This window comes from Paenibacillus marchantiophytorum (genome assembly GCF_014640555.1).
Lineage (GTDB): Bacteria > Bacillota > Bacilli > Paenibacillales > NBRC-103111 > Paenibacillus_E > Paenibacillus_E marchantiophytorum.
In genome coordinates this window covers 117761-133123 of record NZ_BMHE01000007.1, presented here as the reverse complement: position 1 = coordinate 133123, position 15363 = coordinate 117761, and the positions used below count along the sequence as shown (strand labels likewise).

The following is a 15363-nucleotide window of genomic DNA, read 5'->3' as shown; positions in this document are numbered from 1 at the left end:
GAGTGAAGCCTAGTATAAAAGCTAGTAAAAAGTCTAGTAAAAAGCCTAGTGAAAAGCCGAATATCATTTATATTTTCGCTGATCAGTGGAGGAAACAAGCCGTTGGCTTCATGGGAGAAGACCCTGTGATCACACCGAATATGGATCTATTCGCCGAGCAGAGTTTGGTGTTCAACCATGCCCTTTCGTGCACGCCATTATGTTCACCGCATCGGGCGGCCCTCATGACAGGCAAGTATCCGCAGTCGAACGGGGTCTATACGAACTGCAAAATCGGCGCGGATGTGATGCTCAGTCCAGATGAAGTGTGTGTGGGTGATGCATTGAAATCTGCTGGCTATCAAACAGGCTATATTGGGAAATGGCATCTGGATTTGCCGGAAGTGAATCTCTGTGATGAGCCTGTATCGGGAGCGAGGGATTGGGATGCTTTTACACCGCCTGGCCCTAAGAGACACGGATTTGATTTCTGGTATTCTTATGGCGCCTATGATCATCATATGGAACCCCATTATTGGAGAGACACGCCTGAGATGATTCAAGTGGATCAATGGTCGCTTGAGCATGAAACGGGTATAGCACTTGAATACATCCGCTCCAAGAGTGACAACAGCGAGCCATTCGCATTATTCGTTTCTTGGAACCCGCCGCATAGCCCTTTTGAGCTTGTACCTGATGTTTACAAGGAAATCTACAAGGATAAGGAGCTGAGCTTGCGGCCGAATGTAAGCTCGGAGCGGCTTGCAGCCCATACGGGTGAGCCTTTCGAGAGCGGTGATGAAGCGCTTCAGCGGTATACACGTGATTATTTCGCCGCTGTGTCCGGTATGGATGAGCAGTTCGGCCGCATTTGGCAGGAAGTGCAGCAGCTTGGCATCTCGGAAAATACGCTGATTGTTCTTACCTCGGATCATGGGGAATTAATGGGCTCCCACGGTTTAATGGCCAAGCATTCCTGGCACGAAGAGTCGATTGGGATACCGTGTCTGATGAACTGGACGGGCACGATTCAGAAGGGCAGCACGGATCTGCTCTTCAACAGTGTGGATATCATGCCAACACTGCTGGGGCTTGCAGAGATTCCCGTGCCTGACACGGTGGAGGGCTTGGATTTATCAAGCCATATTCTCGGCAACAGCAACGCAGAAGTTCCATCCGCCTTTATCTGCGCCTTTCCGGGACGGAAAGAGGCCATTGAGAACTTCACAGCCAGCGGTTTGGACAATCGGCAATATGGCTGGAGAGGTATCCGCACCAGCCAATATACGTATATCGTGCACAAAGGTTATGTACCGGGGGCCGAAGTGGAGCGCCTTTTGTATGACCATGAGCAGGATCCATACCAGCTGAATCCGCGCGTCATCAAGGATGCGCAGGAGGATGAACTGGTGATGGCTTTGGAAGCGGAGCTGAAGAGCTGGCTGAGGCGGACGAACGATTCATTTGATTTGTGAAGAACAAATAAGAGGCTGCGCTCCAGGTTTTCAACCTTAGGAGGCAGCCTCTTTCCATAGCCCAAAGCACAAATTCACTAATAAAGCACTCGCCACAAATAGAAAGTGGCGTAAGCCTCCCAGCCTCTCCACCCCGCGGCTAACTCCTGAATTTGAGCGAGGGTTGGCTTCTGCTCCAGGCCAAGCACATGCTTGAGTGCATTGTGCAGCCCCACATCCGCTAGCGGGAACGCAGCGGGGTTGCGCAGGCAGCGCATCAAGACATAGTTGGCCGTCCAGGGGCCGATACCGCGAATAAGCAGCAGCTTTTTTTCCATTTCGGCATAATCGCCAAGCGCCAGCAGTGCCTCTTTGGCCAAAAGCCCGTCGGTCATCAGTTTGGCAACGCCGATCAAGTACTCCGCCTTTTTCCCTGTGAATTGCAAGGCAGTCAACGCTTCCGGCAATAGCGCGGCAATCCGCTGGGGTGTAGGGAAAGCCCAATAAGTATGCCCCTCCCAATCGAGTCTGGTGCCGTAGGCTTCGACAAGACGCCTTTTGAGCGTATAGGCAAAAGTCAGGTTGATCTGCTGTCCGATAATCCCCCAACTCATCGCTTCAAAAAGATCAGGAATCCCCATCAAGCGCAGTCCATAGAAATCTTGCGTAACCCTTTGTAGAATAGGGTCAGCGGCACCTAATGCATAGAACGGCGTAAGATCAGTTCCCAAATCAAACCACTCCCACACATACCTCGCGATTTCTTCCCGCACTGTTGAAGGCAGCTCATGAGGAGTAAGCACTCGAATGCGCAATTCGCGGTTCTCCTCACTGTGTACAGCGATTAATACAGGGTTATCCCCAATCGGGATAAGCTTGAAAATCTCGGAGTTATCCACACGGAATAGACACTCATTGGTGGAGCGGGACAAGTAGCCTAGATTTTGTTCATATCGATAAGGCTCGGGGATCGGCAGTGCAAGCGAACTCGTCGCTTCGTTCCATTGGAGCATGGATGGGTCCAAAGGGTGATGCTGCTGCATAAGCAAGTCTCCTCTATCCGTTCAAATTTCTTCCTCTATTATCGCTGAAAGCGGCTTTCGTAATCTTGCTTTCTCATCTGAAGTCCCTTACAAGATCAGCAAGGTTTGGGTATACTGAAGCATGTGAGGGTTGGCGACAGAGAGGAGCGGAAGGAAATGCATGAACGGTATTGGCAAGCAATTGTAACGAATGATGCGGCTTATGACGGTACGTTTTATTATGCGGTGATGACCACCGGAATCTTCTGTAGGCCTTCCTGCAAATCAAGGGTACCTAAGCGTGAGAATGTTCGCATTTTTGTGAATCGCCAAGCAGCATTCTCCGAAAATTATCGTCCCTGCAAAAGATGCAGGCCTGATGGGATCAGACTGCCCGATGAAGAATGGGTGATGCTCATGAAAACGCATATTGAGGAAAAATTTGCTGAGCCGTTGACGCTCATAGTTTTAGCTGAGCATTTTTACGCCAGTGTGTATCATTTACAACGAACCTTCAAAAGGGTGATGGGTGTAACACCACTAACGTATCTCCAACAAATTAGAATTGAATCGGCCAAGCGGCTTCTGCAAGAAACGGATTATGCTGTGAATGCGATTGGCAGTCAGGTTGGGATTTCGAATGCGGCCCATTTTGCCACCTTATTTCAGAAAAAGACCGGCTTAACACCAACGGAATTCCGTCAACATAGATCTGTTTAAAGATAACCGAGGAGGAGGCTAAGATGCAAATGGAAGCAGCAAAGACGATTTACTGGGGAGAAGCTAGTATTGTTGCGAGCAATCTCATTCTGGCTGCAACAGAGGAAGGTCTCTGTTATGTGCAATTTCACGAAGGGGAGTCGAATGAGCGCGGGCAGACGGAGCTGTTCAAATGGGGACAGCGGCATTGTCCTGCTTACACTTGGGTGAAAGATGGCGTTGCGCTTCAACCCTACGTCCATCAAATAGAGGAGTATTTAAAAGGACTACGCACAGTATTTGCGCTTCCTTTGGACTTGCGCGGAACGGAGTTTCAGCAAGGGGTATGGCGTGTGCTGAATGAGATTCCTCACGGGCAAACCCACAGTTATACGCAAGTAGCCGAAGGGTTGGACAAGTCAAGTGCTGTAAGAGCGGTAGGTACAGCTATTGGGGCTAATCCGGTGCTGATTGTCGTGCCTTGTCACCGTGTAATAGGGAAGAATGGCACGCTTACTGGTTATCGTGGCGGACTGGCGAATAAGGAGAAGCTCCTGCAACTAGAGCGGGCAGGGTTGTGATTGTTCATAAAACCGCCAAGCAGCTTCTGACCAAAGCCAGCGGTTTTCTGGAAGGCTACACGCATACACTGAATCCTTATACCGGCTGCGCATTTGCGTGTTCTTACTGCTATGTGAGGCAAATGCCGGTCGCGTTGTTCCGCGACGAAGCGTGGGGCAGCTTCGTCGATGTGAAGGAGAACGCGGCAGCGCTGCTCGCGAAGGAATTGAACCGGGCGCTAAGCAAAGGCCCGGTCACGATCTTCATGTCCTCGGCGACGGACCCATATCAGCCGGCTGAGTACACGGAGCGAATCACTCGCTCGCTCCTGGAAGTGATGTCCGCGAATCCGCCGGACTTCGTCTTCGTGCAGACCCGCAGCCCGCTGGTGACGCGGGATGCGGACCTTCTCGAGCTGCTCGGCGACCGCGTCCGAGTCAGCATCACGGTCGAGACGGACCGCGAGGATGTCCGCCGCGCGTTCAGCCCGTCCGCGCCGCCGATTCCGGCGCGGCTCAAGGCTCTGCGCGAGCTGCGCGCTCGCGGCATTCCCGTGCAGGCCACGATAGCGCCCGTGCTGCCGAGCTCGGAGCAGTTCGCCGAGCGGCTCTCGGGCATCGTAGAGCGGGTTTGCATCGACGATTACTTCATGGGCGATGGCAGTGGGGGCCGGCGCACGGAACGCATCGGCGTGCGCGGGATCTACGACGCGCTGGGGCTGCCCGACTGGTACAGTCGGGATGCGTATAAGCGCGTGCACGAACAGCTCCTGCGGCATTTTCCGCAGGAGCAGGTATTTGTGAGCCAGCGAGGCTTCCTGCCTTGATGGCTCTAGTCTTTCAGCCCTTAATCCGCTTGTGCAAGAAGCGGAATCAGAGCGGATTGGCTGCGCATCCGCTGCTTGAACTCTTTGGGCGAGCATTGATTATGCCGCTTGAACAGCTTGTAGAACTGCGCCATGTTCAGAATGCCTACTTCATAGCTAACATCCATAATGCTGAGGTCCCCGGTAAGAAGGAGACGCTCAGCTTTTTTGATTCTTTTGTAATTTACGTAGTCGACGAAGGATATCCCCATGACCTTTTTGAAATACTTAATAAAGTAATGATAGCTTAAATTGAGAATGCTGCAAACATCTTCCACCGTTATCCGCTCATGGAGATGCTTATCAATGTAGTCCAGCGCAGGGCGCACGCGAGAAATGCCGATGTCCTCGGTCAAGCTGGAGAAGTCGCGGTTATCGTTGCGCAGCAGGAGGAGCAGCAGATTTTTGATCGCTGCGCCGATAGCCAGTTCATAGCCGATTTTTCGCGACTGCGATTCTTCATAGATCTGCATGATAAGTGCATAGGCCATCTGTTTAACGTCGGCATTGCTGCGGAATAACGCATTGAACGCCTCGAGAGGATGTGTAAGCTCCGAGAACCGGTGCAAGTAAGGCATGGTGCTAAGGTCGAAATGCTGCTTGAGATCAATCTGAAAAACGATCTGTCGCAACAGCTCCGGTGAGTATTTGTACGTGCGATGCGGTTGAAACGAGCCGAAGACCATAATATCGCCTTGCGACATGACCGTATATTCATGCTGGGTTTGAACGCCCAGTTGACCTTCCATCAAGAGCAGAAATTCAACTTGCATATGGGAATGCCAGCCCCAATGGGCAGGAGGACCAAATTGAGGGGTATCATAACCCAGCTCCCAGATTTTCAAAAAGAGCAGCGGATTCTGGTAAATGATTTCTTCATTCATAATCTCGGTCAATGGACCGGAGCTTGGGATGGATTCCATGGTTATGCACACCTCGCTAATCGTGGAAGGACATTTTTGAATATGCCAAAGGTCCTGTCGGATAAGGTTTATCAAGAGTGAGTATATCATTGTTTGCTAGGAAAGGACACTATTGAATAAGAAGTAGGCAGGATCTTGCCTTTATTTTGGACAGGGGACTGACTATACTCAGAAGTATGAATGAATACGCTTTTTTTGGAGGGAATAAGACGATGAGTCAGAAGCTGAGAGTTACGGTATGGAACGAATTTCGTCATGAAAAAGAGAGTGAAATTGTACGTGCAGCCTATCCGGACGGTATTCATACAGCCATTGGTGAAGGGTTGGCCGGAGCTGTTGATGTCACGTATGCGACTTTAGATGATGCCGAGCATGGCTTGTCGGAAGAAGTTTTGAACAACACGGATGTACTGATTTGGTGGGGACACAAAGCCCATGATGAAGTACAAGATGCTATCGTTGACCGCGTTCAAAAGCGCGTATGGCAAGGTATGGGACTAATCGTGCTGCATTCCGGGCATTTCTCCAAAGTATTCAAAAAGCTGATGGGGACATCCTGCGATCTTAAATGGCGCGAAGCGGACGAGAAAGAGCGTCTTTGGGTTGTTGCGCCAGGCCATCCGATCGTGGAAGGCATTGGGGAGTACATTGATCTCGAAGCTGAGGAGATGTACGGCGAGCACTTCGACATTCCGCAACCGGATGAGCTGATTATGGTTTCATGGTTTGAAGGCGGCGAAGTTTTCCGCAGCGGCTGTACGTTCAATCGTGGTAACGGGAAGATCTTCTACTTCCGTCCAGGACATGAAACATACCGCACCTACTACAACGAGCAAATCCGCCGCGTTATCAGCAATGCGGTCCATTGGGCTGCTCCATCTACACGTGAGTATCCTAAATACGGAAAGCACCAACCGCTTGAAGAAATTAAGCCAAAAGTGAAAGCTTAATCGTGTATAGGAACCGCTATCGATGCGAATCGATGGCGGTTTTTTTGTTAAGCGCGCCTAGCCAAGCTCGGCACAGCAACACCACCAGTAGCAAATCCACTCCAGAGGGAACGTCGTTCCTCTATTCTGGCAAAAACCGCGCTATTTGGGCCTCACGCGGAACTCTGTTCCTCTATTTCTCTGTTTCGCCCTCGAAATGGGCGGATTCACGCGAAATAACGGATCGTAGTTCCGCAAGGCTGCGCACATCGGCCGATTTGCCACATATAGCGGACCATAGTTCCTCTTGACGGCTGCCAAACCGTTTAACTAATCAGCTACTTTCCCACATAGCTACTCTCCGCGTTCTCCCAACCCTCTATCTAACTCCACCACCAGTAGCAAATCCATTTCAGAGGGAACGTGGTTCCTCTATTCTGGCAAAAACCGCGCTAATTGGACCTCACGCGGAACTCTGTTCCTCTATTTCTCTGTTTTGCCCTCGAAATGGGCGGATTCACGCGAAATAACGGATCGTAGTTCCGCAAGGCTGCTCACATCGGCCAATTTGCCGCATATAGCGGATCATAGTTCCTCTTGACGGCTGCCAAACCGTTCAACCAATCAGCTACTTTCCCGCACAACTACTCTCCTCGTTCTCCCAACCCTCTATCTAACTCCACCACCAGTAGCAAATCCACTCCAGAGGGAACATCTTTCCTCTATTCTGTCAAAAACCACGCTAATTGGACCTCACGCGGAACTCTGTTCCTCTATTCTGGCAAAAACCGCGCTAATTGGACCTCACGCGGAACTCTGTTCCTCTATTCTGGCAAAAACCGCACTAATTGGATCTCACGCGGAACTCTGTTCCTCTATTTCGCAGTTTCGCCCCGGAAATGGGCGGATCCACGCCAATTAGCGGACCGTAGTTCCGCAAGGCTGCTCACATCGGCCGATTTGCCACATATAGCGGATCATAGTTCCTCTTGACGGCTGCCAAACCGTTCAACCAATCAGCTACTTTCCCGCACAACTACTCTCCTCGTTCTCCCAACCCTCTATCTAACTCCACCACCAGTAGCAAATCCACTCCAGAGGGAACATCGTTCCTCTATTCTGACAAAAACCGCGCTAATTGGACCTCACGCGGAACTCTGTTCCTCTATTTCGCAGTTTCGCCCTCGAAATGGGCGGATTCACGCGAAATAACGGATCGTAGTTCCGCAAGGATGCGCACATCGGCCGATTTGCCACATATAGCGGATCATAGTTCCTCTTGCAGGCTGCCAAACCGTTCAACTAATCAGCTACTTTCCCACATAGCTACTCTCCGCGTTCTCCCAACCCTCTATCTAACTCCACCACCAGTAGCAAATCCACTCCAGAGGGAACGTCGTTCCTCTATTCTGTCAAAAACCGCGCTAATTGGACCTCACGCGGAACTCTGTTCCTCTATTTCGCAGTTTTGCTCCCGAAATGGGAATGGCAAAGTCGTGCCGATTTCCCTGGAAGTGATCCCACAGCTGGACGCTGATCATATTTTCATCACGACGGATACGGGGCAGAGGACAAAACGAAGGAATTGCTGGCCAACCCGTGGTCATGTCTATCAAATTGCGGACAGCAAAAAGATCGATGATGTGCTTGCCGCACTGGTGAAATAAAGACTGCTTTCCTACAGATAGCCAAAGTGAAATAGATAAAAAAAAGTACACAAGCAGCTAAGCGGAATTGACCAAATAAAGTGCGTATAGTGCAAGCGAAGCATTAAAAACATATTCAGGTCAAAGGCAAGTGACCACCAAAGGCTCCAGCCGTCATGATACGTAATTCGACCTGTTTTGTAAGCAAGGGCTTCAACGATGAAATAAATAAGGGTCCATTTCAGAATATGAATACATTTGGATAGGTTGGCAAGTTTCGGGAAGGTTGATAGGAAGATAAACGCACTCAAAGGATAGATGAGAAAAGTATGGATCATTATTGTCCCCGTGTAGTTTAAGAAGAAATCAGGCTCCAAATGCCACTCATAATGAACCTCGTGCGAAAAGAGCTCATAGAGGAGTTTTAAGCACGAAATATACAGCATGGTGGGGTAATACGCCTTGAAATCTTTCCAATCCCCCCATCGCCAGGCTGCCGCGAATACCCAAAAGGAAACGATGATATGAATAATAACGCGCCTCCTTAGAATAGATCTACGTTTACTAACTTTTCCTAATAACTGGAAATTATTCGTTCGTAGTCTATTCTGCTTCCGGATAAAGTGGAAAATATTTAAGGCAATATGGAAAACTAGGCGGGTGTTATCTGGGAAGAGTCTCGAAGTAAACAAACGTGCTGCCTCCGCTTCATAACAGCGGAGGCAGCACGTTTGTTTAAGATGCATTCTGAACGTTGCTCGTGTGGTGCAGGTTCAGCGGAGCGATATAGAACGAAACGCCATCCCGATCATTCTCTGCCCGAATGGACATGCCGTGGTGATCCATAATTTGTTTCACAATGGCCAGGCCGAGGCCGAACTGGCCGTCTCCGCCGGAGCGGAAGGGCTCGAACATGCTGTCTGCAATGGCTGAATCCAGAAGCGGACCGTCATTGCTCATTCTAAGCTCAGAGAGCAGGATGTTTCCTTTGACTGGCTGTTCCTGCGATTTAACGGTAACGTGAATGCGGCTCTTCGCATAGCGAAGCTGGTTGTCGAGCATGTTTTCCAAAGCGATTTTCCATTGTTCTTGATCTCCAACCAACTGGGTAGAAGGAGCAAGCTCCATTTCCCATTCGATTTCTGGTCTGCGATACCGCAAGCGATCGACAACATCCTCGATCACTTTATGAATTTCAAAGGCTTGAAATGGTTTATCCCGCGCCGTGACATAGTTCAATTTATTAAGCAGCAATAAGTCGCGAATACGCTTCTCGAGCCGCTCGCCTTCTTTCATGATCACGCCAACACTGTCGCTTAGGGTTCCCTTGGGGAAGACGCCATCTTGAATCGACTGCGCATAGCTGCGAATGACCATGACCGGCGTTTTCAGCTCATGGGAAGTATGCTGCAGGAAGAACTGCTGGGCATGATCCTGCCGCACCAAGCGCTGGCGCATCGCTTCAATCGCTTTCGCTAATCGACCGATTTCGTCCTTGCGGCCGGTTTCGATCGGTTCATGCCAATCGCGCTCAGCCATGCGTCCCACATGCTGTTCCATTTGAATGAGCGGGCGCGTGAAGTAGCGAGCCAGCAATAAGCAGGGGAGCCAGCTGATGACGATAAGGCCGACCATCAGCAGCATCAACCTGCCGAACATGGTCATGACCAGATCGTTGCGATAATTTCCCCAGGCATAGGAGACGACGAAGTTCGGCTGTCCTTGCAGCAGCTCTTTGCGAATGACATAGAAGATGCTTTTGTTATCGATGCTGCGCGTGTATCTCTCTACGGGCATGGTTTGAGCAAGCGCATCTCTCTCCACCGCTTGCATGAAAGGTTCGCTGACCACGGCAGTAGAACTGACCGTCTGTTGCAATTCTGAGCCGCTGATCATGAAATGGCGGATGGATGGCCCGCCCCAGGTACCTGTTAACGGCGCCATGATCCGTGTCGCCAGGGTGGTATCCGCAGGAACGCCGACTGCTGCCGCGACTTGGCCGATTTCGACTTTGGGCACAAGCATAATTCGCTGCTCGTCAGTCAACGCCCATTCCGTGTTTAAAGACTTGCTCAGAACGGATTGGGGGAGAGCTGGAATCGCATAGGTCGGTGCTGCCGTTAATGTGGCGGTCTCTACTTGGAGCCCGCTTTGCGTATCCAGCAGAATATCATAAAGCTGCTCTGTGAAAAAGCCTTTTAACGTCCAAGGCAGCAGCAGGGCAAGCATTGTGAAAATTAGTAAGGCTAAAGCCGCGAAGGCTCCCCACAGTTTAAGGGCGAGCGGCCACTGAGCGAGGTTGATTTTCATGCTTTCACCATCCTGTATCCGTACCCATATACGGTTTCTAAACGCAGATCCGGCAGTTTGCGGCGAAGCCTGCGCACCAAATCATCCACGACGCGATCTGTTCCGAAGTAATCCATTCCCCATACCGCAGTGAGGACTTGTTCACGTTCCAGGACTTGGCCGTGATGGTTAACAAGATACAGCAGCAGCTCGAACTCCTTGGAAGTCAACTCCAACTTGGCGCCCTGCTCATCTGTCACGGTCCGCGCTTGCTCATCGATGAGATACGAGGCTAAGTTCAGCTTGGTGCGCCGCTCCTGAGAAGCGGGTAAGGCACCTGCATGATGACCGCTATACACTCGCTCCAACAGTTTTCGTGTACGGATAACAAGTTCCCGCGGGAGAAAAGGCTTGGCCAAATAGTCGTCACTGCCCAGCTCCAGACCAATGATACGGTCGATATCGGCATCACGCGCGGATATGAAGATGACCGGCTGCGTCGGCTGATCGGCTTTGATTTCCCGCATCAGTTGATAGCCGTCTACGCCGGGAAGCATAATATCGAGGACCCACAAGTCCGGCCGCTCGGCGATGGCGGATCTTGCCGAGGTTCCGTCTGCGAACGAACGCACTTGCCACCCCTCTTTCTCCAAATAAGCGGCTAACAGACCTCTTAAATGTTCTTCGTCTTCCACTAAATAGATGTGATACATGACATAATCTCCTTTTTATGATCTGCGATGGGAAAAAAGTGGAGCCGCTCGCCATTTTTGCGCGCGGTTCCACTGCATGTAGGAATGAGAATTTGCTTTATTTATCTGTGGCGTTTTCTTTGGCTTTATCAGCAGTTTCTTTCAGTTTTTTCGCCAAGGAACGGATATTTTCTGTTTCTGCTTTGTAGTCTTTCAACAGTTCAGGGAGCAAGCTTTTGATAGTTGCTGTATCGTCGGCTTCAACGGCATCAGCTAATTTCTGCTGACGTTTGAATGATTCCGGAAGCTCACCTTTCATTATATCACCAGTTACCACACCCTCAAGTGGAAGAGCTTGGACGGTATCTTTGAGAACAGCGCCATCTTCGCTAAGTCTTTCCGTGAAGAACTTTTTGCCTGGTGTAAGCTCGCCTTCTGGCAGTTCGCCAATCTTAGTTGCAGGTACAGATGCAACTGCGCGGCCCGTTACAAAAGCGGTATCCATGTTCGTTATTGAAGCTCCATCAATGGTTACCGTCTCTGTATTGGAAGGTACAGTCACGCCGTCTTTATCTTTGATAAGCACTCTTTGGAAAGCAGCCATTTGCGGCAATTCGCTATCCGCTTGTTTACGATCTTCCAGAGCTTTTTTCCACTCAGTTAATGATTCAGGTGTGTAGGTGCTGGCAAGAAGTTTCAAGTAATTTCTTTGGTGAGCAGGTTGGAATAATAAGCTAGGTGCGCTGCTTCGAAGTTGGAAAGCGCTAGTCGTCGCTACGGCTTGAGTAGCTTGGATCGTGGTTGTAACATTCTTGCTGTCGGAATTGGTTTCAGCGGCAGAAGCGCTGATAGCTCCGAAGGCCATAGTTGCTACCACTGCTAGGAGACTTACTCGACTTGTGTAACGTTTAAATTGTGTTTTCATGTTTGAAAACTCCTCTCGGTTTATGTAATTTGGGGAATGTGTTTCCCTTACTTCTTCACTTTACCGAAAGATTATGGACGTCCTATCTTAACATTGTGGGAAATTGTGTGAGCATAGCCCGAAAACCCTGCTTTCATCCTAAGGGATGAGGCAGGTTCTTCTTTTTATTACGGTGATGGGCAAAAAAAGAGACCCACAGCAACGGGCCGCGGGTCTAAGTATTTATATTTTAAAGGGGGGTTGAGACTTATTATAGCCCTGGTTCATTAAAAGAAGATGAAAATCATATTTCATTTTCATTACATTTTTGCTAATGGTAAAATAGAGCTTAGCAGGCATCTACATCTTATGTAGTTGCGCAGAGTGGAGGTACATTATGAAGCACTATTCCATGCGATCCCATTTGACGCTGACTTTTGCAATTATGGCGATGATCCCAATCTTAATCCTTGGCAGTTTCCAAGTTTCACAAATTACGTATATCACCCAAGAGTCCAATAGGAATCAGCAAATGACCACCTACCGGCTCGGGGATGCGGTGCAAGATTATATGTACTACCACCGGAATGCGGTAGAAACCTTGGCAGCGACGATTACCGCATCGGATGCGGCATTCCGAACGCGCGAGAGCCTTACACTGAAGCTGCAATCCTTGCGGGAGAACCTGGAAGGCTTCACAGGCATTTATGTCGTTGATCCCAATGGCAGCATCAAGGCCGCGCACACAACAGCCAATAACACTTTAATAGGTGTCAACGTGCAAGACCGGGATTACACCAAGCGGGTGCAAGCGATGCAAAAGACGATCGTTTCCTCACTTTTTCAAGGTCCCGAAGGAGCTAATCGGCCGTCAGTTGCTATTGCTGTGCCGATTTATAATGGGAATAAACAAACAGATGGCTTCGTGCTGGCCGTCCTCGACCTTGCTCCACTCAAGGCTCTGGTTACGAAATACGATTACGGCAAAGAGGCTTATCCAGTCGTGCTGGATCACGCAGGCAAGCCCATTTACCATCCGAACGCGAAATTGACGGATACCTTGGCTGATTTATCCAAAGAACCGGTTGTCGTGGATGCCTTCCTTCATAAACAGGGCGAAGGCAAATATACGTTAAGCACATCGGCACAAAAAGAACTGATCACCTATAAAGTCATTCCTGAAATCGATTGGATTGTCTGGGTCAGCAAGTCTAATGCTGCCGTGAATGCTGCTTTTACCGAATCACTCAGCATAACAATGCTGCTGCTCGTCATTACTCTGATCTTGACCGTGCTGCTCGGAAGCTATCTGGCTAGACGGCTAAATGGCACCATTCATGCGTTGGTCGGGTACACGCAGCGTCTGGCCGGAGGAAGCTTCGTTGCGTTGGATAGTAAAGTAGTTCCGCGCGGGGCTCCGCTTGAATTGCAGCTGCTTGCTGAACATTTTTTTCGAATGGCCGAGCAAATCAAAGAGAATCAAGGGGCTTTGCTGCAGCTTAATAGTGAACTGGAGGAACGTGTTGAGGAACGCACCCAGCGACTTCAGGACGAGCATGCGACACTGAATGCGGTGCTTGAGAGTATGTCAGACGCGATCGTTTTGATCGATATGAATCAAAGTGTGGTCTATGCGAATCATCGGATGGCAGAGATTTTTGGGATTCCGATGCCTGAACTGACGATGATGCATGAAAATACGCTGTTTGAACGAATTGCCGTTCTGCTGCCCGAACGCCAAGAGGAACTTCACAAGTTGACCGCTGAACCCAGTGTGCAGGAGGCTTTTACCGTGCAGACGGAACATGGCAAAGAGCGGTTCATGATCGTGTCGGCCTTCCAAGTGGCGAGGGATGGTCGGGTTTTTGGCCGCGGCTACGTGTGGCGGGATATGACCAAGGAGCACGAAATCGATGCGCTCAAAAATGATCTGATCTCATTGGCCTCCCATGAGTTCAAAACGCCAATTACGAGCATTAGAGGCGGCGTCGAGACGCTCTTGCGTGTCGATGCGCAGTGGGACGAAAGCTTCAAGCAGGAGCTGCTGGAAGGGATTCATGAAGATATCGGGCGAATTCAGGATCTCATTGATGATTGGCTCGACATCTCCAAGATTGAATCCGGGGCTATGCGCATCAATCCGCAGGCGCTGCGAGTGGAAGTTATGGTGGGAAGCGCAATGAGAAGGCTGCCGCAGCAAGCGAGCGAAGCGCATACGCAATTCGACGTGAGGCTGGCTGGGAACCTTCCGCTGGTTTATGCGGATAAGCTGCGCCTGGAGCAGGTGCTCGTGAACTTGTTCACGAATGCGGTCAGGTACAATGAACAGCATCCTATTATTCAAATTAGCGCTTGGGCGGATGAACGGTTTGTTCATCTGGAAGTGCAAGATAACGGAATCGGCATTGCTGCTGAGCATGTGGATAAATTGTTCGATAGATTCTACCGGGTAGATGTCTCCTCCAGTCGCCAAACTGGCGGGACGGGACTCGGTCTTGCCATCTGCCAAGGCATCATGGAAGCGCATGGCGGAGAGATTCACGTGAGGAGCAAGCCGGGCGAAGGAAGCACATTTATTTTGGCCATACCGCGGTTCAGAGGGGAAGAAGAGCTGATATGAACAAGAAGAAGATTATGATCGTAGATGATGAGCCGAAAATTCTTCGTTTCGTAGCGGCGAATCTCAAATCGTTGGATTTCGAAACGCTGACCTGCCAGAGCGGCGCTGAAGCCTTGGATAAAATGGAAGGGTTTGATCCGGATTTGATTTTACTGGATCTAATGATGCCAGGCATGGATGGCTTCGAAGTGTTGAGAAGATTGCGTACTTACTCGAGCGTACCCGTCATCATGTTAACCGCGCGGAGCAATGCGACGGACAAAGTGCAAGGGCTGAATCAAGGGGCCGACGATTACTTGACGAAGCCTTTCTCGCTGGATGAGCTGTTCGCCCGCGTGAATGCTGTGCTTCGCCGGATGGATGGCCGCATGGCCGCGCCCGTCACAACAAGCGAAATCACGCTTGGACCCGTGACAGCCAACTTGGCGCAGCGGCGCATTTGGGTAGCGGATACGGAGGTTAAGTTTACGGAAACCGAGTATAATCTGTTCGCTTTGCTCTTGCAGCATGCAGGCAAAGTTATGACGCATGAGCAATTGCTCAGCGAAGTTTGGGGCAGCGAATACCGCGACGAAGTCGAGTATCTGCGCGTCACGATCGCACGGATTCGGCAGAAGCTCAAGAGCTTGACCGATGGGCAAGAACTGATCGTCACCTACCCTGGCGTTGGGTATATGGCGAAGCAGGAATAGGAACAAATAGAAGTCCCTGGAGGCTCTTATTGCGCTAAAGTTGTTGCTTTTCGCGCAGATAGAAGACTCCAGGGACTCTTATTTCGTG

Annotated in this window: 14 protein-coding genes; 8 read left to right on the top strand and 6 right to left on the bottom strand. The window is 50.2% G+C overall.

What is annotated here, in order from left to right; genetic code table 11:
* The first annotated feature begins 2 nt into the window (after positions 1 to 2).
* Complete coding sequence (locus IEY34_RS09775; RefSeq protein WP_229757552.1) at positions 3 to 1454, top strand: sulfatase family protein; 1452 nt, start codon at positions 3 to 5, stop codon at positions 1452 to 1454.
* A gap of 77 nt (positions 1455 to 1531) precedes the next feature.
* On the opposite strand, the gene IEY34_RS09770 is transcribed toward IEY34_RS09775, so the two are convergent.
* Complete coding sequence (locus IEY34_RS09770; RefSeq protein ID WP_229757551.1) at positions 1532 to 2476, bottom strand: DNA-3-methyladenine glycosylase family protein; 945 nt, start codon at positions 2474 to 2476, stop codon at positions 1532 to 1534.
* A 156-nt stretch (positions 2477 to 2632) separates the two neighbouring features.
* Between IEY34_RS09770 and IEY34_RS09765 the strand changes: the two genes are divergently transcribed.
* From IEY34_RS09765 to IEY34_RS09755, 3 genes are read left to right on the top strand one after another with little or no spacing between them, the layout of a single operon-like run.
* Positions 2633 to 3175 (top strand): bifunctional transcriptional activator/DNA repair enzyme AdaA, encoded by a 543-nt coding sequence (locus tag IEY34_RS09765; RefSeq protein ID WP_189010813.1) that lies wholly within the window; start codon positions 2633 to 2635, stop codon positions 3173 to 3175.
* A gap of 23 nt (positions 3176 to 3198) precedes the next feature.
* Positions 3199 to 3735 carry a methylated-DNA--[protein]-cysteine S-methyltransferase gene (locus IEY34_RS09760; protein WP_189010811.1) on the top strand — a complete coding sequence of 179 codons (537 nt, stop codon included), beginning with the start codon at positions 3199 to 3201 and terminating at the stop codon, positions 3733 to 3735.
* The gene (locus IEY34_RS09755) at positions 3732 to 4541 is read left to right on the top strand and encodes an SPL family radical SAM protein (RefSeq protein WP_189010809.1); all 810 of its coding nucleotides are present in this window, start codon (positions 3732 to 3734) and stop codon (positions 4539 to 4541) included. Before IEY34_RS09760 ends, IEY34_RS09755 begins: the two co-directional genes overlap by 4 nt.
* A gap of 20 nt (positions 4542 to 4561) precedes the next feature.
* Here IEY34_RS09755 and IEY34_RS09750 read toward each other — a convergent pair whose 3' ends face one another.
* A complete protein-coding gene (locus IEY34_RS09750; protein ID WP_189010807.1) occupies positions 4562 to 5503 on the bottom strand; it encodes a helix-turn-helix domain-containing protein in 942 nt (313 codons plus the stop codon).
* A 212-nt stretch (positions 5504 to 5715) separates the two neighbouring features.
* Here IEY34_RS09750 and IEY34_RS09745 point away from each other — a divergent pair, with 212 nt between their 5' ends.
* Together IEY34_RS09745 and IEY34_RS09740 are read left to right on the top strand one after the other, a co-directional pair.
* On the top strand, positions 5716 to 6453 hold the full coding sequence (locus tag IEY34_RS09745; RefSeq protein WP_189010805.1) for a ThuA domain-containing protein: 738 nt from the start codon (positions 5716 to 5718) through the stop codon (positions 6451 to 6453).
* A 1475-nt stretch (positions 6454 to 7928) separates the two neighbouring features.
* Positions 7929 to 8099, top strand: a complete 171-nt coding sequence (locus tag IEY34_RS09740; RefSeq protein ID WP_189010803.1) for a hypothetical protein — start codon at positions 7929 to 7931, stop codon at positions 8097 to 8099.
* A gap of 11 nt (positions 8100 to 8110) precedes the next feature.
* Here IEY34_RS09740 and IEY34_RS37760 read toward each other — a convergent pair whose 3' ends face one another.
* The 4 genes from IEY34_RS37760 to IEY34_RS09725 all read right to left on the bottom strand — a co-directional run bounded on the left by IEY34_RS37760 (position 8111) and on the right by IEY34_RS09725 (position 11984).
* Complete coding sequence (locus tag IEY34_RS37760) at positions 8111 to 8824, bottom strand: CBO0543 family protein (RefSeq protein ID WP_373291214.1); 714 nt, start codon at positions 8822 to 8824, stop codon at positions 8111 to 8113.
* A complete protein-coding gene (locus IEY34_RS09735; RefSeq protein WP_229757550.1) occupies positions 8814 to 10388 on the bottom strand; it encodes a sensor histidine kinase in 1575 nt (524 codons plus the stop codon). Before IEY34_RS09735 ends, IEY34_RS37760 begins: the two co-directional genes overlap by 11 nt.
* A complete protein-coding gene (locus tag IEY34_RS09730; protein WP_189010801.1) occupies positions 10385 to 11080 on the bottom strand; it encodes a response regulator transcription factor in 696 nt (231 codons plus the stop codon). The genes IEY34_RS09735 and IEY34_RS09730 overlap by 4 nt, the downstream gene beginning before the upstream one ends.
* Positions 11081 to 11177: 97 nt before the next feature.
* On the bottom strand, positions 11178 to 11984 hold the full coding sequence (locus IEY34_RS09725; RefSeq protein WP_189010799.1) for a hypothetical protein: 807 nt from the start codon (positions 11982 to 11984) through the stop codon (positions 11178 to 11180).
* Between the two features lie 376 nt (positions 11985 to 12360).
* On the opposite strand from IEY34_RS09725, the gene IEY34_RS09720 reads away from it, so the two are divergent.
* Positions 12361 to 14583, top strand: coding sequence for a sensor histidine kinase (locus IEY34_RS09720; RefSeq protein WP_189010797.1), 2223 nt, complete (start codon positions 12361 to 12363; stop codon positions 14581 to 14583).
* Positions 14580 to 15275 (top strand): response regulator transcription factor, encoded by a 696-nt coding sequence (locus IEY34_RS09715; RefSeq protein WP_189010795.1) that lies wholly within the window; start codon positions 14580 to 14582, stop codon positions 15273 to 15275. Before IEY34_RS09720 ends, IEY34_RS09715 begins: the two co-directional genes overlap by 4 nt.
* The last annotated feature ends 88 nt before the right edge of the window (positions 15276 to 15363 follow it).